At 64.8% G+C, this 18,287-nt stretch carries 18 protein-coding genes and 1 pseudogene; 12 read left to right on the top strand and 7 right to left on the bottom strand.

What is annotated here, in order from left to right; genetic code table 11:
• Positions 1 to 9: 9 nt before the first annotated feature.
• The 6 genes from ABIB99_RS38200 (at position 10) to ABIB99_RS38175 (ending at position 5,242) form a co-directional block, all read left to right on the top strand.
• Positions 10 to 825 carry an ABC transporter ATP-binding protein gene (locus ABIB99_RS38200; RefSeq protein WP_063980698.1) on the top strand — a complete coding sequence of 272 codons (816 nt, stop codon included), beginning with the start codon at positions 10 to 12 and terminating at the stop codon, positions 823 to 825.
• Positions 822 to 1,640: an ABC transporter permease gene (locus ABIB99_RS38195; RefSeq protein WP_038942786.1), complete on the top strand. Its 819-nt coding sequence runs from the start codon at positions 822 to 824 to the stop codon at positions 1,638 to 1,640. The genes ABIB99_RS38200 and ABIB99_RS38195 overlap by 4 nt, the downstream gene beginning before the upstream one ends.
• A complete protein-coding gene (locus ABIB99_RS38190) occupies positions 1,640 to 2,629 on the top strand; it encodes a 2-hydroxyacid dehydrogenase (RefSeq protein ID WP_085402676.1) in 990 nt (329 codons plus the stop codon). The genes ABIB99_RS38195 and ABIB99_RS38190 overlap by 1 nt, the downstream gene beginning before the upstream one ends.
• Positions 2,629 to 3,321 (top strand): AprI/Inh family metalloprotease inhibitor, encoded by a 693-nt coding sequence (locus tag ABIB99_RS38185; RefSeq protein ID WP_085402675.1) that lies wholly within the window; start codon positions 2,629 to 2,631, stop codon positions 3,319 to 3,321. The genes ABIB99_RS38190 and ABIB99_RS38185 overlap by 1 nt, the downstream gene beginning before the upstream one ends.
• A gap of 99 nt (positions 3,322 to 3,420) precedes the next feature.
• Positions 3,421 to 3,828, top strand: coding sequence for a YciI family protein (locus ABIB99_RS38180; RefSeq protein WP_063980702.1), 408 nt, complete (start codon positions 3,421 to 3,423; stop codon positions 3,826 to 3,828).
• Between the two features lie 133 nt (positions 3,829 to 3,961).
• Positions 3,962 to 5,242, top strand: a complete 1,281-nt coding sequence (locus ABIB99_RS38175) for an RNA polymerase sigma factor (RefSeq protein WP_354180854.1) — start codon at positions 3,962 to 3,964, stop codon at positions 5,240 to 5,242.
• Positions 5,243 to 5,256: 14 nt separating this feature from the next.
• Here ABIB99_RS38175 and ABIB99_RS38170 read toward each other — a convergent pair whose 3' ends face one another.
• Complete coding sequence (locus tag ABIB99_RS38170; RefSeq protein WP_354180852.1) at positions 5,257 to 6,645, bottom strand: peptidoglycan-binding protein; 1,389 nt, start codon at positions 6,643 to 6,645, stop codon at positions 5,257 to 5,259.
• Between the two features lie 269 nt (positions 6,646 to 6,914).
• On the opposite strand from ABIB99_RS38170, the gene ABIB99_RS38165 reads away from it, so the two are divergent.
• The 3 genes from ABIB99_RS38165 to ABIB99_RS38155 all read left to right on the top strand — a co-directional run bounded on the left by ABIB99_RS38165 (position 6,915) and on the right by ABIB99_RS38155 (position 8,743).
• On the top strand, positions 6,915 to 7,289 hold the full coding sequence (locus tag ABIB99_RS38165) for a hypothetical protein (RefSeq protein ID WP_354180850.1): 375 nt from the start codon (positions 6,915 to 6,917) through the stop codon (positions 7,287 to 7,289).
• Between the two features lie 164 nt (positions 7,290 to 7,453).
• Positions 7,454 to 7,774 carry a YMGG-like glycine zipper-containing protein gene (locus ABIB99_RS38160; protein WP_063980706.1) on the top strand — a complete coding sequence of 107 codons (321 nt, stop codon included), beginning with the start codon at positions 7,454 to 7,456 and terminating at the stop codon, positions 7,772 to 7,774.
• A gap of 105 nt (positions 7,775 to 7,879) precedes the next feature.
• A complete protein-coding gene (locus ABIB99_RS38155; RefSeq protein ID WP_354180848.1) occupies positions 7,880 to 8,743 on the top strand; it encodes a DUF1444 domain-containing protein in 864 nt (287 codons plus the stop codon).
• A 26-nt stretch (positions 8,744 to 8,769) separates the two neighbouring features.
• Here ABIB99_RS38155 and ABIB99_RS38150 read toward each other — a convergent pair whose 3' ends face one another.
• Positions 8,770 to 9,558 carry a bestrophin-like domain gene (locus tag ABIB99_RS38150; RefSeq protein ID WP_063980707.1) on the bottom strand — a complete coding sequence of 263 codons (789 nt, stop codon included), beginning with the start codon at positions 9,556 to 9,558 and terminating at the stop codon, positions 8,770 to 8,772.
• A gap of 27 nt (positions 9,559 to 9,585) precedes the next feature.
• Positions 9,586 to 9,747: pseudogene (locus ABIB99_RS38145) on the bottom strand (JAB domain-containing protein); the annotation flags it as partial.
• Between the two features lie 837 nt (positions 9,748 to 10,584).
• Between ABIB99_RS38145 and ABIB99_RS38140 the strand changes: the two are divergent.
• Positions 10,585 to 10,830, top strand: a complete 246-nt coding sequence (locus ABIB99_RS38140; protein WP_354180846.1) for a hypothetical protein — start codon at positions 10,585 to 10,587, stop codon at positions 10,828 to 10,830.
• A gap of 446 nt (positions 10,831 to 11,276) precedes the next feature.
• On the opposite strand, the gene ABIB99_RS38135 is transcribed toward ABIB99_RS38140, so the two are convergent.
• The 3 genes from ABIB99_RS38135 to ABIB99_RS38125 all read right to left on the bottom strand — a co-directional run bounded on the left by ABIB99_RS38135 (position 11,277) and on the right by ABIB99_RS38125 (position 15,680).
• Entirely contained in the window at positions 11,277 to 14,201 is a 2,925-nt protein-coding gene (locus ABIB99_RS38135) for an autotransporter family protein (RefSeq protein ID WP_354180844.1), read from the bottom strand.
• A gap of 278 nt (positions 14,202 to 14,479) precedes the next feature.
• Positions 14,480 to 15,193, bottom strand: coding sequence for a RadC family protein (gene radC, locus ABIB99_RS38130; RefSeq protein ID WP_354180842.1), 714 nt, complete (start codon positions 15,191 to 15,193; stop codon positions 14,480 to 14,482).
• A 100-nt stretch (positions 15,194 to 15,293) separates the two neighbouring features.
• Complete coding sequence (locus ABIB99_RS38125) at positions 15,294 to 15,680, bottom strand: VOC family protein (RefSeq protein ID WP_354180840.1); 387 nt, start codon at positions 15,678 to 15,680, stop codon at positions 15,294 to 15,296.
• A gap of 416 nt (positions 15,681 to 16,096) precedes the next feature.
• On the opposite strand from ABIB99_RS38125, the gene ABIB99_RS38120 reads away from it, so the two are divergent.
• Positions 16,097 to 16,537: an antibiotic biosynthesis monooxygenase family protein gene (locus ABIB99_RS38120; protein ID WP_354180838.1), complete on the top strand. Its 441-nt coding sequence runs from the start codon at positions 16,097 to 16,099 to the stop codon at positions 16,535 to 16,537.
• A gap of 50 nt (positions 16,538 to 16,587) precedes the next feature.
• Here the strand turns inward: ABIB99_RS38120 and ABIB99_RS38115 are convergent, their stop codons facing one another.
• Positions 16,588 to 17,526: a DMT family transporter gene (locus tag ABIB99_RS38115; protein WP_354180836.1), complete on the bottom strand. Its 939-nt coding sequence runs from the start codon at positions 17,524 to 17,526 to the stop codon at positions 16,588 to 16,590.
• A gap of 133 nt (positions 17,527 to 17,659) precedes the next feature.
• On the opposite strand from ABIB99_RS38115, the gene ABIB99_RS38110 reads away from it, so the two are divergent.
• Positions 17,660 to 18,256 (top strand): bifunctional transcriptional activator/DNA repair enzyme AdaA, encoded by a 597-nt coding sequence (locus tag ABIB99_RS38110; protein ID WP_354180834.1) that lies wholly within the window; start codon positions 17,660 to 17,662, stop codon positions 18,254 to 18,256.
• Positions 18,257 to 18,287 lie beyond the last annotated feature (31 nt).

Raw genomic sequence — 18,287 nt, 5'->3', positions numbered from 1 at the left:
GCAAGGTCCATGTCATCCGTCAAAAGCTCGTCTGGGGTCGAGGCCGGCCTGACGGCTCTCGCCGTCAGCCTGCGCGGCGTGACGAAGGCGTATGACAATGGCGTCATGGCGCTCGGCCCGCTCGATCTTGCCGTTCGCAAGGGCGAGTTCATCTCGCTGCTGGGCCCGTCCGGTTGCGGCAAGTCCACTGCGCTGCGCCTGATCGCAGAGCTCAGCGCGCCATCGTCCGGCATCGTGCGGGTGGCGCGCCACGAGGGCGATGTGCTGCCGGGTCATGGCATCGGCTTCGTGTTCCAGGAGCCGACGCTGATGCCCTGGACCAGCGTGCGCGAGAATGTGCGGCTGCCCTTGAGGCTCGCAGGCGTTCCGAAGGCGGAGGCGCGCGCGCGGGCCGATGAGGCGCTGGCCAGCGTGGGTCTTGCCGATTTCGCCGATGCTTTCCCGCGCGAGCTCTCCGGCGGCATGAAGATGCGGGTGTCGCTGGCGCGTGCGCTCGTCACCGACCCTGATATCCTCCTGATGGATGAGCCGTTCGCCGCGCTCGACGAGATCACGCGCTTTCGCCTCAACAACGACCTGCTTGCGCTGTGGCGAGCCCTGGGCAAGACCGTCATCTTCGTCACCCATTCGGTGTTCGAATCCGTCTACCTGTCGCAGCGGGTCGTGGTCATGACCGCGCGGCCCGGCCGCATCCAGGCCGATATCCGCATCGAGACGGTCGAGCCGCGCGGTGAGGAGTTTCGGACCTCGGCCGCCTATTCCAATTATTGCCGGAAAGTGTCGGCCGCGCTGGCGCCGTCCTATTCGGGGCAATCGATGCTATGAACGCGCAAGCTGCCGTCACCGCAAAACCATCCGGCGCGCAACGCGCGATGCGCTTCGTGCTTCCCGTCATCGTGTTCGCAGCCGGACTCGCGGCCTGGGAACTGGTCGTCCGCATCAAGGACATCCCGCCTTACGTTCTGCCAGCACCCTCCGTCATCTTCCTGACGTTGATCAAGGACTGGGCGGTGCTGTCACAATCGCTCGCGACCACGCTGCTGACCACGCTCGAAGGTTTTGTCGCCGCCAGCATCGGCGGCATCGCGCTGGCGCTGCTGTTCAACCAGTCGAAATGGGTGGAATATTCGCTATTCCCCTATGCAATCGTCCTCCAGGTGACTCCTGTCATCGCGATTGCACCGCTGCTCCTGATCTATCTGGAGCAGCAGACCGCGGTCGTCGTTTGCGCCTTCATCGTTGCCTTTTTCCCGGTGCTGTCCAACACCACGCTCGGGCTGAATTCGGTCGATCGCAACCTTGCCGGCCTGTTCCAGCTCTATGGCGCCTCGCCGCCGCAAACCCTGCGCTTCCTGAAGCTGCCGGCGGCGCTGCCCTATATCCTCGGGGGCCTGCGCATTGCCGGCGGCCTGTCGCTGATCGGCGCGGTCGTGGCTGAGATTGCGGCCGGAACGGCCGGCGCCGGCTCCGGGCTCGCCTACAGGATCGCCGAATCCGGCTATCGATTGAACATACCCCGCATGTTCGCAGCGCTGCTGCTGTTGTCGCTGGCCGGGATTGTCATCTATGGGGTGCTGGCGCTAGTTTCCCACCTCGTTTTACGGCGCTGGCACGAGAGCGCGCTTGGAAAGGAAAACTGATGACTACCGGTTCGATTTCGTCCGAAAAGATCGACCTTCTGATCTATGGGCCGGTGCGGCCAATTCTCGACAACGGTTTTTCCGATCATTTCGTCGTGCACAAGGCGGAGACCCGGGGCGATCTCGAGCGGCTGACACCGGCGATCCGCGAAAAGATCCGCGGCGTGGCGGTGACCTATCACACGGTGCGTGCTGACAGGGACTCGCTGTCGCAATTGCCCAAGATCGAGATGGTGGCGAGCTTCGGCGTCGGCTACGACCACGTCGACGCCAAATACGCGGCCGAGCACAACATCATCGTCACCAACACGCCCGACGTGCTGACCGAGGAGGTCGCCGACGTCGCGATGGGCCTTCTGATCTCCACCGTGCGTGAGTTCATCAAGGCCGACCGCTACGTCCGCTCCGGCCTCTGGCAGACGCAGAACTATCCGCTCAGCGTCGGCTCGCTGCGCGACCGCAAGGTCGGCATCGTCGGCATGGGCCGGATCGGCCAGGCCATCGCGCGCCGGCTCGATGCCTCGCTGGTGCCGGTGGTCTACCACTCCCGCAATCCGTCGAAGGACGTCTCCTACAAGCACTATCCCGATCTGATCGAGATGGCGAAGGCGGTGGACACGCTGATGGTGATCGTGCCCGGCGGCGCCTCGACCAACAAGATGATCAATGCCGAGGTGCTGAAGGCGCTCGGTCCGCGCGGCGTGCTGGTCAACGTGGCGCGCGGCTCGGTCGTCGACGAGGCGGCGCTGGTCCAGGCGCTGAAATCAGGCACCATCCTCGCCGCCGGCCTCGACGTGTTCGCGGCCGAGCCGAGCGTGCCGGACGAGCTCAAGACCATGCAGAACGTCGTGCTGCTGCCGCATATCGGCTCCGCGTCGGTGGTGACGCGCAACGCGATGGATCAGCTCGTGGTCGACAACCTCAAGTCCTGGTTCGCCGGCAAGGCGCCGTTGACGCCGGTTGCGGAAACGCCGTTCAAGGGGCGCTGATGAGAGGTCTTCGGGTCGTTGCATTCGCCGTCGCGGCCTGCGTGGCCGCGATCGGCATCGCGCATGCGCAGGATGCGACGACCCTGAAGAAGACGATGCCCGGGCAGTGGGAGCTCTCGACCACCGAGCGCAGCAAGACCTGCGTCGTCACGATGAAAGGCGATGCCGCGGCGCAGGGGTTCAAGCTGGAGCTGGAGCCGGCCTGCAAGACGACGCTGCCCTTTACGAAGGACATCGTCGCCTGGAGCGTCAGGGGCCTCGACATCGTTCGTTTGCAGGACGCGACCGGTGAAGCCGTGATCGACTTCACCGAGGTCGAGGCCGGCATCTTCGAAGGCCTGCGGCAGGGCGAGGGCGTCTACATCCTCCAGGACCTCGCCGCAGCCCGCTCGATGGCCAAGTCGATGGACCAGATGATCGGCGACTGGTCGATGGTGCGCGGCAACGGCCAGCCGGTGTGCGGGCTGACGCTGACCAACACCGAAGCCGGGCCGGACAATTTCCAGGTCTTCGTCAAGCCGAAATGCGATCCGGCGATTGCTCAGTTCAATCCGGCGCAATGGCGGCTCGAGCGCGGCCAGATCGTCCTGATGTCGAAATCAGGCGAGGCCTGGCAGTTCGAGGCCGATGACAACGCGCAATGGCGGCGAGTCCCCGATACCGCCGATCCCCTGATCATGCTGCGGCAATAAATCTTCCGGTCGATGTCGATTTAGCCAAGGCTCAATCGTCACATCCATAGCGAGCCGGTTTGCAGCCGGAGCGGCTGCTGCTCGCCAAGGGAGTTTTTCATGCGCTTCATGTACATCGTCACCTCCAGCCAGCCGATGGCTGCCCCGAGCCCGGCGCTGATGGAGGCCATGCAGAACATATCCGAGCGGGAGATCAAGGCCGGTCGAATGATCGACAATGGCGGCCTGATGCCGCTTGCGACCGGCGCACGGGTGCGAATCGTCGACGGCGAGCTCAGCGTCATCGATGGCCCCTTCGTCGAGGCCAAGGAAGTGATCGGCGGCTATGCCATTTTCGAGCTGCGCGACAAGGCGGAAGCCGTGGCCATGGCGAAGGAATTCATGCAGCTGCACCTCGATCACATGCCGGGCTGGGAGGGGACCTGCGAATTACGGGCATTCGCCACGCCGGGCGTGGAGATCGCCTGCCAGGTCGACGCGCAGTCCAGGGTGGCTGCCCACGCCTGATGGACACCACCGCTCGTCCTGGAGCGTTTTCGAGCGAAATGGATACCGGTTCGCGCAAAGAAAACGCGTCAAAACAAGAATCTAGAGCCCCGTTCCGATTCCATCGGAACGGAAAGGGCTCTGGTCGGCGGCGATGACGACCGCCGACATCGATCGCGAGATCCGCGCCGCGATTCACGCAACCTGGCGCGTCGCGCAGCCACGGCTGATCGCCACGCTGTCGCGTATGCTGCGGGACGTGCCGCTGGCGGAGGAATTGACCCAGGACGCACTGGTCGCAGCGCTGGAAGCCTGGCCGCACAGCGGGGTGCCGGACAATCCCGGCGCCTGGCTGGTTGCGACGGCCAAGCGCCGCGGGCTCGATCATCTGCGCCGGGCAAAGATGCTCACCCGCAAGCAGGACCTGCTGACGCACGAGCTGATGCAGGAGCAGGACGCGATGCCGGATTTCGACGCCGCCCTCGACGACGATATCGGTGACGAATGGTTGCGGCTGATCTTCACGGCCTGTCACCCGCTGCTGCCGCGGCAGGCGCGCGCGGCGCTGGCATTGCGTATGATCTGCGGCCTGACCACCGACGAGATCGCGCGCGCCTTCCTGGTCACGGAGGCAACCATCGCCCAGCGCATCGTCCGCGCCAAGCGCACGCTGTCGCGGTCGGGCCTGAGCTACGAGATCCCGAGCGGCGAGGCGCTTTCGGAGCGTCTCGCCTCGGTGCTCGAGGTCGTCTATCTCATATTCAACGAGGGCTATTCGGCCTCAGGCGGCGAGGAGTGGCTGCGGCCGCAGCTCTGCGACGAGGCTCTGCGCATGGGGCGGGTGCTGGTCGGGCTCGCGCCTCTCGAGCCCGAGGTCCACGGTCTCATGGCACTGATGGAGCTGAATGCCGCGCGGAAGCAGGCGCGCACGGGCATCGATGGCGAGCCCATCCTGCTCATGGACCAGGACCGCAGGCTGTGGGACCGGCGCCAGATTGGCGGCGGCCTTCGCGCGCTCGATCGCGCGCGCGAGCTCGGTGGTGCCGGCCGGTTCTATACGCTGCAGGCCACGATCGTCGCGTGCCACGCGACGGCGGAGACGGCCGTTGCCACCGACTGGCGCCGCATCGCGGAGCTCTACGGCCAGCTTGCGGCGCTGGTGCGCTCGCCGGTGATCGAGCTCAACCGGGCGGTCGCGCTTGGCATGGCCGAAGGGCCGCAGGCCGGTCTCGATCTCGTGGACATGATCGCGGACGAACCGGCGCTCGGGGCTTACCACCATCTCCATTCTGTCCGCGGCGACCTCCTGGAGAAGCTCGGCCGCTTCGCCGAGGCGCGACGATCGTTCGAGACCGCAGCGCGTCTTGCGAACAATGCGCGCGAGCGCGTGTTGATGGAGCGGCGTGCGGCAGCTATTGCCGATGCCGACGGCTGAAGACGCAAACGGCTTTACGTCGTCGGCTTCGGCGGCGGCGCGGTGCCTTGCGCCCACTTCTCGAACTTGCCGAGCACGCCCCAGGCCGTGAGCGCCAGCGAGATCGGCATCGCGAACTGGCCGAGGCCCGGCACCGCCGATACGATCGTTCCGAGCAGTCCGGCAATACCGCCTGCATTCGGGCTCGCGGTCACCGAAGAGAGCAGCGCAGTGAGCACCGAGCCGCCGATGCCAAGTGCCGTCTTCTTGCCGTCGAGCAGCTTGCCGATGGTTTCGCCGAGCGCGCCGTTGACCTGGCCGAGCATGGGCTTGCCGTCCTTGTTGAGCAAGGTGCTGAGCAGGTCGACGACCTGCTTCAACTGATCGACGGGGGCCGGGTTGGTCGGACTGACCGGTCCTGGCACGGGTGCCGTCCTGTTGATGAGGGAGAAGAGCCGTTCGAACAGGCTGATCGGATCGTTGGTGGCGGGCAGCGTGTTGCCCGGTGTCGTCGTTCCCGGTGTTACGCCGCCGGCTGACGGTCGCAGCAACTGTGCGAGGTCTTCCAGCCGCTTCAGGACCTTGGAAATATCGCCACTCGGCACGGAGCCTCCCGCCTGCGTTGCGCGCGTAAGCGCCGCGACCGTGGCCCCGTCGAGAAGCCCGGTATCCCTCAGGCCGTTCTGCTGCTGAAACTGCGAGACCGCGGCCCCGGTCTTCGGTCCGCTGATGCCGTCCTCGGCGAGCGGCGGATTGGCGCCGAGCTTGTTGAGCGCCTGCTGCATCAGAACAATTGTCGACGCAGCATCGTCCTCGGGCTCGGTGCGGCCGGCGAATTGCGGGCTGCCGTCGAGGGTGATCGAGGAATCGAGCGACATCATCGCATGCAGGATCACCGCCGTGCCGAGCTGGGAATCGACGTGGTTCGAGTCGAACACGTGGTCGCGGACGAATTTGCCGGCCCTCGCCTCGGGCGGGCCGTACAGTGTCGAACCGCCATAGAGGTAGGGCGAATTGCAGCCCTTCGAGTGATAGCCGAAGCCGTTGAACGCCTCGAGCCGGAACAGCATCCGCGCGATGCCCCAGTCGTGGGCGCCGATGAAGTTCTCGATTCTGAACGCGTCCACGGCGCCGTCCACGAACGTGGTAAAGGGGCCGCGCCCCTTTGGAACGATGGTCGTCACGCGGTGAAGCGTTTCGCCGTTGCCGAGATAGGTGTCGAAATCGAAGTTGGATTCGCGGTAGTGGCAGAGCGCGGCAAAATACCAGGGGACTCCGGTCAACCGCTCGATCTGCTGATAGGTCGCCTTGCCGTTGATCGCCTTGCGCGCGACGCCATTCGCGTCGCCGAGGCGGGAAGGCCGGATCTCGAGATCGGCCCAATTCCGCTCGTACTCGCTCTTCAAACTCTCGAATGAGACCATCTTCCGCTCCCGAAAATTGATGAATTAACGAAATTTCGTGCAAGTCAGATATGGACCAGGGCGCCGTGATCGGGTGTGACTCCAACGTGATCTTCCGGCAAATGTGGCAGGTTGCCGGCCCGGCGCATGTGAAATGGCTTACAGCTTGGGCGGGAAAATGTGCCGCAGGGCCGGACCCGCGCCTTCGCCGGCAGCGCGACCCGCCAGTGGGGGAACCGGCAAGGTCGTTCGTCCGTTAGCATTTTAGATGATGCGGTAGGGAGCCCTGCATGGCCAAGCGCGTCCTCGCGATCGGCATCGAACCCGGCAGTGCGGACTACAGCGCATTTCCGCAGCTCACGCCGGAGCTCGTGCGCCATCATATCGAAGCGCAATTGCTGCGCCTGCGTGATCTCGGCTACGAGGTCACGAGCTGCCTGATCGATCTCGACGCGACCGCCGAAGCCGGCGTCACGGCCGCACTGCGCGACGAGCGCTTCGACTGCATCGTGATCGGCGCGGGGCTGCGCGAGCCGAAAGAGCGCCTGCTGCTGTTCGAGAAGGTGCTCAACCTCGTCCATCAACTGGCGCCTGACGCCGCGATCTGCTTCAACTCCACGCCGGCCGACACCGCCGAGGCCGTGCAGCGCTGGATCGATCCCTGACGTCCGATCGGCCGGCCTGTGCATCGCTCGCGGCATGGTTCGAGCCGTCTTCGCGCTGTGCCTCCGACGCCATCGCGTAGGCGTCGTGAGCCGCGCCGCCGGCTATTTGTCTGGTCCGAATCCACTTCCGGCGCTATGACTGGCTCATCACAGGGAGGGCGAGCATGCTTCGAGGTCTTCGCATTGGAAGTTTTGGAATCGCGGCATGTCTGACGGTCGCGATGGCGATGCCGGCGCATGAGGCTGCAGCCCAGGATGCCATCGGCGGTGCGATCATCGGCGGTGTCGGCGGGGCGATCCTCGGTGGTGCGCTCGGCGGAGGCCGCGGCGCCGCAATCGGCGCCGTCGTCGGTGCCGGCACGGGCGCTGCGATCGCCTCCGAGGGCGAGCGCCGCCGCTCCGGTTACTACGCCTATCAGCGCGGCTGTTATGTGCAGCGTCCCGACGGCTATTACGTCCGAGTCAGCCAACGCTATTGCTATTGATCGATCAACCGCCGGCGCCCACAGGATTGACGGCGCCCGGCAGTAGATTGGACGCGGAGGGGTGAGTATCGGCCGGCGAGCCGCTCTCCCGAGCCGGTGGTTCGCATGAGCATCCGATCTCGCATATGCCGGTGGCTGATCGCCGCGATCGTGGCCGGCGATCTCGTCGGAGCCGGGGCAGCCCGGGCGCAACAGATTCCAGCCGACGAACCCGCGTTTACGGCTTTCGTGGCCGAGCGCATCCGCGCCGAGATTCGTGACACCCCGGTCGTGATCAAGGGACCGCTGACGCTGTCGGTCGGCCCTCTGCAAACCAACCTCGACCGCATCTACGCCTTCTGCAAAGCCAATACCGGCGGCTGCGCCAGGGAGATCGGCGCCTATGTCAGCGGCGTCAAGGCAACGGCGAGCAGCCGAAATGATCCGCCGACCCGAGCAGCCCTTCGCGTGGTCGTGCGCTCGGCCGACTATATGCGGCAGGCGCTTCGGGAGGTTGACGCGCGCGGCCCGGCGCTGACGCGGCCCCTGGCAGAGGGGCTGGTGATCGTCCCGGTGCTGGACTCGCCGCGGGCGGTCAAGGTGTTCAACGACAAGGATCGTGCCGCGCTCGGCTTGACGCAGGACCAGGTCTTCGACATCGCCATCGCCAATCTGCGCAGCAGCGTGAAGCCGCTCACGACGGTCGCAAAAGCGGTCCCGTCAGGACAGTTCGGCACGCTGACGGGGGACTACTATCAGACCAGCCGGCTCGCGCTGGTCGACAGCTGGGCGCCGCTCGCGCAGGCCCAGGGCGGTGTTCTGATCGTCGCGGCGCCGTCGGCCGATCTCGTGCTCTATGCAAGCGAAGACAGTGGTGCCGCGATCGACGCGCTGCGGACGCTGGCCAGGAACATGATGGCGCGCGCCCCGAAGCCGCTGTCCGGCACGCTGCTGCGCTGGACGCCGAAGGGATGGCAACTCGTCCGGTGAGATGCCCTCTCGGGCGGCCGCTCTGCTCAGCTCTTGCCGGGGTCTGCCGGCATGATCTGGAGCAGCGGCTCCGGTTGGATCGAGATCTGGCCGGCGAACGGCCGGTCGTGCGCGGCGATGAGCAGGACGGAGGTGGCGACGCCGGTGGCGAACAGGCCCATCGCGATCGCCGATCCCAGCCGGTTGTCGCAATGAACGAGGCCGATCACCAGCAGCGCGCAGGCCGCCTGGAGATACAGGCACCACCATTTGACCGGGTTCACCGCGGCGAGGCTGACGATGATCCGCTGCCGCCGCGCGTCCAGCGCCTGCTCCAGCGCGGCGATGAGCTCGCGCTGCACATTCGCCTGCCCCGGGCCTTGCGGCGTCATCGCGACGACGAACTGCAGGGCTTCGGCAAGGGCCGGCGGCGTGACCTTCAGCGACACTTCCTGATGCGCCATCATCGGCCATTCCACCGCGACGGCCTGGCCGACATAGTCGCGCACCAGGCCGCGGAGCTTCGTCTCCTGCTCCGCCGGCAGGCCGGCGGCCAGCAGCACGGCGCTGCGCAGCGCACTGGCCTCGCGGCTCACCGCGGCGCTGGCGCGGTCGCTGTCGCCCCAGACCTGCGCGGCGATGAAGGCGACGAACAGGCCGAAGATGATGCCGAGCACCGGCAGCATGCCCGGCGAGATCGCCTTCAGCGACTTCGCGCGCTCCTCCGTCGCAGCCCTCGCGATGCCTGCGAAGATGGCCGCGGCGAGCAGGTACGTGAATCCAAAGATCACTAGCGCCATTGCAGGCACCGGCAGATTGTGCAGCCAGTCGCTCATTGTGTCCTTGTCATCTGATTTGAGGCTCTAGATCAACCGCATCCCGCGCAGCCTGGCATGCCTGCTCTTGCCGACGATGATGTGGTCGTGCACGGCGATGCCGAGCGGCTTTGCGATGTCGATGATGGCTTTCGTCATCTGGATGTCCGCCTGCGAGGGCGAGGGATCGTCCGAGGGGTGGTTGTGGATGAATCTATCGCTTCAAGTAATGCGTTGAACACACAATAGATTTTTAGGTGGGGTAGTAGCAGGGGACGTAGACAGGGGACTGTAAGCAGTGATCGTTCGTGATGATCACGTTAACACGTGGAGGCGCCTTTATAAGCCATTTCACTCACCAGGGACCATCAGCGGACTTCAGCTCTCACCTCAGTGGCGGACATTCTGCTTCGGCGTCGTGAGGTCCGAGACGGGCCAGAAGCGGAAGTCGCCGTAAACAGATCAGCGCAAGTGATGCTTCAGTCCGACGCGCACGATGCAGCCCGGAATTGTCGTCATTTGAGCTGCGCGCAACAATTAGCACGGCGCGGCTGCGGCTTTATCCGGTGGCAATATGGCCGCGCGCGCCTCGTCGAGATGCAGAAACAGCTATGTCTGATCCAGACGAACAGCGCTGAAATCCCGGAAGCGGATAGCAACGTCAGCAGTTCTGACGGAGCTAGTGATCGGGTTAGTGGCTTAGGCGACTGGCAGCACGAAGACCGCCGTCCGAGGCCAAGCTGAACGGTCTCAGAGAGCCGCTCCAAAGAGAGCCCCGACCGTACCAGCCGGGGCTCCAGGCCAGATCCGCGCGGCCGGGAGAGCAAGCCGCGCAATTTCGGAGTATGCCTGAGTCCATGCTGCCTCCTGTGATGGAAGTGCGGCGGTCCACAGGAAAGGCTGCTTAAAGCAATCCGCTCGCCACGAACCTGCAACGAGTGGCCGCCACCGCGTAACAAGTGAGGTGAACTCCAGAACGCCACTGCCGCGCCACCAAATCGCCTAACGACTCAACGACGCATGTTGCATCGGGCCGGGGCGATGCGCATGGGTGGTGTAGTGATGCGCAATTGGTCCAATGTTTATCTGACAGCGTCCGTGAGCGGGCTGATGGTCACGATGCTTTTGCTTGGCGCGATCCTCGCTCGAAATGTCGGACTGGCGGAGAAGAAAGGCGACCGGATCATCGCTGTGTCAGCGCACAGCGAGGCCCGCACCCAGACGACTTCTGAGAACGGTGGCGGAGCCACGGTAGATTTTGGTGTCGCGGACCTTAGAGGGTCGCTGCCGTAAGGAAGTGATCATCGGCCCGCCCTGCCGAGCTCGCTGAGAGACCTTCCGGCTGGCCAGTCATCTTGCCTAAAGCGCGATGAGATTGGGATGAATCGTCATCGCGCTTTAGGTTGTTGTTTGAGCATGATCTCCGCGCAAACGCGCTCCGCGTTTGTCGCGAGGGAAAACCGCTGCGCACTTTTCCGGATCATGCTTTAGCCGAGGCGATCGGCGCGTTGTAGGCTGCCATTCCGGGTCATTCGTGACCAAGCGAAGACGGCCGCATGGAAGCGGCCTGCCTTGTGCGCTGGCCACTTCCGGTCTTCCTCGGTTCGCGGACATTCTCAAGGTCGGTCGGCATGTCTCAAACAGGGCCGCATCCGGACATGCACATAGTTTATACGGCAGGCCGCGGAATGCGGGCCTCGCTGCGCGTAGAGATCGCAAGCAGCTTGATGGAACCCTATTCACCAGCTGTAGCGTATGCCCGCGGTGCCTTTGGCGCCTTGCGAGCCCGCGTTGACCGTGCTGCCGACGTCGAATTGATAACCGAATTGAGCATAGACGCTGTAGCTCTTGTCGAACTTGCCGGTGAAGCCGACGAAAGTTTCGACCGTCTGCATCTTCTGCAGCAGCAGCACTTGATCGATGCCAAAAGTGGTGTCCGCTCCCGCGCCCCAGCTGCGCCAGTAATTGACGCCTGCATAAGGCTGCCAGAGCATCCCGTTGCTGCTCGTGGTATTCCACTGCCCGCGCAGGCCGAGCCGTCCGATCGGACCCGACGTCGTGCCCAGCCCGACCGGGCCCAGACCGTCATTGGCTTCGTCGAACGAGACCCGTTGCCAGATGATCTGGGCCTGCGGCTCGAGCACGAAGCCTGGGCCAAGCGGCATCGGGATTGGATAGCCCGTCTCCAGCGAAGCAACGAAGCCGGCGCCCGTGAGCGGCAATTGCGTGAATTGCGTCGTCGCGTTGCCGCGATAGAGCGTCCCCTGCAGGATCGCGTCGAGGTACCAGCCGGTCGGACCGTAGTGTGTCCAGTAGCCGCCGGCCGAGTAAGCTTGGATGTCGTTGGTCCCGGTGTGGGTAAGCATGTAGCCAGTGGCCGCCGGGTTTGTGACCAGCCCGGTCACGTCGGCCCGCGCCTGGGTATAGGCGAAGTAAAGTCCAGCAGAGTCGCGGTGACCGGGGATGGTGCTGCCGCGCCAGAGATCGATTCCGCCTTGGAAGCCCGCCAGCCAGCCATCGGTGCGCGGGTCGGCGAAGGCCTGGTAGTGGCCGTTGATCTGCTGACCGAAAACGCGCGCCCAGTCTGACCGGCCCCAGCCATCAGGGTCGGTACCCGCATTCAACAATGTCATTGTGTCGCCGACTCGCTGGTTGAGCGTACCAAGCGTGGCGAGGCCGATTTGCCGGGCCATAGGTTGAACGGATCCGTAGGTTGCAAGTCCAGGCCCGATGATTGGGTAGGAGCCGGGCGGCAGCCCGTCCGGAGGCGGATCGGGCGGCAGGATCGGCGGCGGGACAATCGGCGGGTCCGGGGGTGTCGGCCCCGAATCGAAAGTCGAGCGCAGGAACCAATCCTGGGGCGCATTGCCGTTAATGCCGCCGCGAAACAGGAAGTAATCATAAGCGCCGCCGCGCACCTCGCCGGCGAGCGAGAAAGCGCCGGGCGCCGTGGTGGCGTTGTTGACGGTCTGCACCAAAAGGATGCCGTTCGCAACGGTCTGATCGCCGGGACCGGTCGTGTTCAATACTCTGAGCGCTGTCGAGCCCGTCGCTGCGCCGCCGTTAATGACCAACCTGTCGGATGGCGAAGTGTCGTTGCCGAGAAAAGTATTGAGCGTGATCGAGCCGCCTGCGCCCCCATAGTTATTCGCAATCAGCGTCTTGTAGCTCGACAGTTGTGTGGGGTCCGCGGTCGGCGGGGTGAAGATGATCTCACTGCCGTTGTTGGTCAGGTTGGTTGCGTTCGAATTGCCCGTCATCGTCCAGACGGTATTCTGCGCAAGGGTGACTGTGCTGATGCCGCCGGCCGCCGTCGTGATCACCCCTCGCAAGGTCGATGCCTGTGCGTTGAACGTCGTGCTGGCTCCAGACACCGTTTCGAGCAGGGTGTTGTTATTTGTTACTGCGACGGCATTACTAAGACTGATGTTGGCCGCGGCGCCCTGCACCGAGAAGGAGGCGGCGCTGGCCACGATGGTGGCGTTGCTGTACTGCAACGTGTTTCCGCTACCGTTGAACAGAAAGCCGAAGCCGCCATTTCCTGACGCGGTCGCGTCGGTTCCGGTCATGGTTGCGTTGCCGCCGTTCTGCAGCAGCCCGCCCGCGCCGTTGACGACGGACACCGAGCCACCACTCGTCGTAACGGTGCCGCCAGTCGTCGCATTCACTCCAGCGTTTCCACCGCCTCCCGTCACGCTGACGACCACATCGTTTGCGGTAACCAGGCTGTTCGCCCCCGTCGCCCGAAGTCCTATCTCCCCGCCGCCAATGCCCGGAACGGTAACGGAGCCGCGCGTCAACGTCACCTGGCCCCCGGACGCGGCGTTCACACCGACATCACCACCGCCATTACCTACCGACAAGCTCAGATCGGTCGCCGTGATCGAACTGTTGGTCCCTGTTGCCGATAAGCCGGTATTCCCGCCGCCTCCGGCGAACGTGATGCTGCTGCCGCTCGCAAGCTGGATACTCCCCCCGTTCTGCGCCGTAGCCGCGGTCATGCCGCCCGAAGCACCCATGTTCACGGAAAGACCATTGGCGATGATTTGGCTTGTCGCACCGTCGGCGGTCATCAACTTGCCGAAGCCACCGCTGAGATTGATCGACGAGCCAGGTGTGAATTGAATCAGACCTCCCGCCGTGGCCTGCACTACCCCGCCCACCCCGACCGCGGCGCCGCCGTTCCAATTCACGGTCGTGCTATTCGCGATGATCGTGCCGGTGGTGGCGATCATGGCCGCGCCGCCGCCGCCAGAATTCGCCAGGGTGATCGCATTAATGATGATCGTGCCGCCGGTGTTCGCAATCAGGCCAGTGCTGGCGGCGGTTACATTTGCGTTTGCGGTGACCGTGGCGTTGGTGGTGGCCTGGATTCCTGTTCCACCACCATTGGCCGTCACCGTGCCATTGGTCGTCACGTTTGCGCCGTTCAACGCGCTGACCGCGATGTTGAAACCGGTGCTCACCGGATTATTGGCTACGCAGGTTCCGCCGTTCTGAAGGATGCCGCCGTTGACAGGATCAGTTGTACATTGAGCGCGGGCCGCTTGCGGTGCGCCGATGATAATCACGCAAGGCAGAACAACGGAAAGCACCCGTGCTCGCAGAGGGTGCCGACGCGGCGCCTGACCGGCAAGTAATCGCAAAGGCTTGCGCAGTTCCATTTTGTTGCGCCCGATCACACGCGATCGCGAAAGGCAACGAGCACCAGAATTGTTGTGCGAAGACGCCGCATCTGTGGCGATCGCGGCAGCAATCCATTATCCCGACCGCTGTCGCTTACGAGTCACGCATGGGACAACAATGCTGATCCAACGGATCCACGCCGTGCTCTCTGGACAACCTCGAGTTGCCAGCGGGATTGATGACTGCTCTGGGGCAATCGCGTCGTTTTGCGAGGTTCGCAGTAAGGTCCGCTTTAGCCCCCAAGAGGCGACGTCGTTTAGATCAGGTTCAGTCCCTTCAGACTGGCGTGACCTTGTTTGCCGACGATGATGTGGTCGTGCACGGCGATACCGAGCGGTTTTGCGATGTCGATGATGGCCTTGGTCATCTGGATGTCGGCCTGCGAGGGCGAGGGATCGCCTGAGGGGTGGTTGTGCACCAGGATCAGCGCGGTCGCCGACAGCTCCAGCGCGCGCTTGATCACCTCGCGCGGATAGACCGGGGTGTGGTCGACGGTGCCGGTTTGCTGCACCTCGTCGGCGATCAGCTGGTTGCGCTTGTCGAGGAAGAGCAGGCGGAATTGCTCCTTGTCGGCAAAGGCCATGCTGGAGCGGCAATAATCGATCACCTCGTTCCAGGACGACAGCGCGTTGCGGCTGTTGACCTCGCCCTTGGCGACGCGGTGCGTTGCCGCCGCAATCAGCTTGAGCTGGTGGATCGCGGCTTCGCCGATGCCGTCGACCTCGCGCAGCCGCGCCGCTGGCGCGTGGACGACTTCGGCGAACGAGCCGAAAATCTTGATCAGCGTTTTCGCCAGCGGCTTGGTGTCGCGCCGCGGCAGCGCCGGAAACAGCGCCATCTCCAACAGCTCGTAGTCGCTGAGCGCATCCGCGCCCGCGCTGTAGAAGCGCTCGCGCAGCCGCTCGCGATGGCCGTGATAGTGCGGCGCGTCCTCGGGCTTGGCCTTGTCGTGGTCGGTCTTGGCGGGCATCAGGCCTAACCATGCCGTACGGCGCGCGTTTTGCAACCGGGAAGTGTCCGGCCCCGGCGGCTCGCTCATTGGCGCGACCGTCGGGGCCCTCGTCGTCTGCCTACGGCGAAAACCCTCCCGGCGGGGTGCAGACCTCGACCAGGACATTGCCCGGCGCGGTGACATAGAAGTGCGGGACGCGGTCGCCGCCGCCACGGTCCATGAAGGCGATCCTGCTCGGGTTCAGGCTCGCGGCCGACAACTCGGCGTGCTTGGCTTCCACCTCGGCGGCCTCGTCGTAATAGAAGCCGATATGGAAATTGGCGGGATAGTCGGCCGGCTCGCCTGTCTTGCCGCGCATCACGGTCAGGATGAAATCCTCCTTGTTGCGCAGGACGACGAGGGCCTCGCCGCGCGAGGCATAGGGTGCAAAGCCGAAGAAGCGCTCGAAGAAGGCGGCAAGCGCGGTGACGTCCGAGGTCACGAGGTTGAGATGTTGCAGTCGCATAGGTGCTCTCCGTTCAGGTGAAGGAACGGACGGAACGAGATTCCACACTGAGCGGCGGCCGAGTTGACACGACGACATGACCCGCCGAGCAGCGTGACGATCGCGTCACTCTGCCCGGCCGTGGGTCCTACCGTGGAGACGGTGGCAGAATTCCTGGCAAGTCAGGAACAGGCCGAGCTTACCAATCCGGCCATGCCTTTTTCGGCGCGCTCCGGGTAGCAGAGTTCGCGCGCATCGGCAACGCCGGGAGCCGGTCAGGATGTTGCCGGCCCGGATTCCCGGCACCGTCTACGGTCGGGGCGACTGAGCCGCCGGAAAAAAATTCACACCAGCTGTCTTCGTTCTCCTGCCTCGTTCGTCTCAGCGCTGTTGGCCGGTCGAGTGGCCAGCCGATCTTCCGCAACAGGAGAATATCAATGTCCCGGACCAGACCTGAGCCGTCGCGTCGTGCCTTCGTTACCACCGGCCTCGGAGCCGGCGTCTTGCTCGCCGCGCAATCGGCGCCGTCCCACAGCCAGACCAGGAGTTCGAAAATGGAAGCGACCATTCGCACCGGTAGCGACGTCACGACCCTCGTCAACGTCTTCACGGTCGAGCCGGACAACCAGCAAAAGCTGGTTCAGTTGCTGAAGGAGGGCACCGAGACCTTCTTCAGCAAGCAGCCCGGGTTCATCTCGTCCAGCGTCCACGCCAGCAAGGAGGGCCGGCGCGCGATCAACTACTCGCAATGGGCAAGCGCGGGGGACATCGAGAATTTTCGCCGGGATCCGCGATTTGCGCCGTACGTCCAGAGCCTTGCGGCGCTGTCGAAGGCCGAGACGATCCTGTGCGAGGTCGTCGAGGTCAATCACGCCTGATCGGTAACGGCGGTTCGGGGGCGGTCCAAGAGACCGCCCCGCTGACGCTCTCACTGTTCGAGACCACGCTGCCGCGCCGGCAGGGGCATCGTGATGGCGATGACCCCGGCGAGAATGAGCGTCATGCCTGCAAGGGCCGACCAGGTGAAGCGTTCGCCAAGCCATGCCGTGCCGAGCGCCACCGCGAAGCCGGCGCGCAGATAGCTGCCGCTGGTCGTGCCGAGTGGGCCGAGCGTGCGGATCAGGCGGAAATAGATCACCATCGCGAGCGCCGTGCAGATCACCGCGAGGCTGACGACGGCCGCGACCGCGTGCGAAGTCGGTGCCAGCGTCCAGGGTCGCTCGAGGACGAGTGCGGCAGGGACCATGAGGATCGCGGCACAGCTCATGGCGCCGGCCGCCGTGACGGTGGCGGGAAAGCCGGAGAACCGCTGCCCCCATATCGGTGCGAGCGCGTAGCAGAGGCTTGCGCCGAGCACGGCGGCCTGCGCCAGCGGGGCCGTCGTGCCCAAGGCGGACAGCGCATCGATGCCGATCGTCACCGCGACGCCCGCAAGACCGAGCGCGACGCCGATGATCTTCCAGCTGCTGATCGCCCGCCGCCCTCGTCCGGTCATCATCGCGATCGCGAGCACGAACATCGGCGGGGTCGCATTGAGCACGCCGGCGAGACCGCTTGCGATATGCATCTCGCCCCAGCTGATCAGGGTAAACGGCAGCGCGCTTTGCAGCAGCCCCTGCACGAAGAACGCCCCCCAGATCGGTCCTCGACCGGGAAGAGCGTGCCCCTGAGCGCGCGCGATCGCGATCAGGAGAATGGCCGCGATCGTCACGCGCGCGGCCACCATCGTGAATGGCGGGATTGTCGGGATTGCGACCTTGATCAGCGTGAACGAGCTGCCCCAGATCAGTGAGAGGAGGAGCAGGAGCCCGATCTCGAATGTGAGGGTGGTTTGTCCTGACGTCGTTTGTTGCGCCTGCGTGTGCATTGCGAATCTGCTCCGGGATGGACCGGGACCATGATCCGGCGTGGTGGCGCAGGCTGGCTGGATTCGGACCTCATCGCCCGATCGAGTCCGATTGCAGCTACTCGGCGGGCTGCGATGAAACTATTCTTCCGCCATGGCAACAGGCTCGGCACATCGGCAGACGCTGCCGCCGCATCTCGACTGGGATATCTGCGATCGGGCGCGGCTGGCGCGGGCACGCGCGTTCGACGGGCTGTTTTTCTCCGGCGTTCGCTCGACGCGCATCTATTGCCGGCCGGTCTGTCCGGTTCGCCCCGCTCGCTCCGAGAACGTCACCTTTTATGCGACCGCCGCTGCCGCCGAGCGCGCCGGCTTTCGCCCGTGCCTGCGCTGCCGGCCCGAGACTGCGCCGGGATCGCCGGCCTGGATGGGAACGGCCACCACCGTCGCGCGCGGGATGCGCCTGATCAATGACGGATTCCTGGATCGCGCGTCGATGATGGACCTTGCGGAAGCCCTGGGCGTCGGGCCGCGCCATCTGCTCCGCCTGTTCATGCGCCACGCCGGTGCGAGCCCGAGCGAGATCGCCGCGACCCGCCGTGTGCAGGAAGCCAAGCGTCTGATCGACCAGACCTGCATGACATTGGCGGAGATCGCCTTCGCCGCCGGTTTCGGCAGCGTTCGCAGATTCAACGATGCATTTGTCGCGACCTACAAGCGGCCGCCGTCGTCATTCCGGCGTCGCCACTAGGCCGCCGAGCCAGGCATCACCCGCTCTGCTT

Source organism: Bradyrhizobium sp. LA6.1, from assembly GCF_040547805.1.
Lineage (GTDB): Bacteria > Pseudomonadota > Alphaproteobacteria > Rhizobiales > Xanthobacteraceae > Bradyrhizobium > Bradyrhizobium barranii.
The sequence above is the reverse complement of the archived record's forward strand: the minus strand, read 5'-3'. Positions and strand labels throughout refer to the sequence as shown.